Consider the following 257-nt stretch of genomic DNA (forward strand, 5'->3'; position numbering starts at 1 on the left):
CTGAATTCAGACGGCCTCACCATTACCGGTGGTCCGAGTGTGACCAAGTCCGGCATCAATGCCGCCGGCAACAAGATCACCAACGTAGCCGCCGGTACCGATGACACCGACGCGGTTAACTACAGCCAGCTGAAACAGCAAAGCGCCGCCGCCCGTACCGAAGTTGCCGCCGGTACCAACATCAAAGACGTGGTTAAAACGACCGGCGCCAACGGCCAAGATGTTTACACCGTCAACGCCAAAGGCACGACTGCGAG

General features: G+C 58.8%; 1 pseudogene. It reads left to right on the plus strand.

Annotation, left to right across the window (positions count from 1 at the left end):
* Window positions 1-257: pseudogene (locus HMPREF2560_RS04150) on the plus strand (hypothetical protein); the annotation flags it as partial.

Origin of the sequence: Neisseria sp. HMSC078H04, assembly GCF_001838135.1 — a bacterium.
Taxonomy (GTDB): Bacteria; Pseudomonadota; Gammaproteobacteria; order Burkholderiales; family Neisseriaceae; genus Neisseria.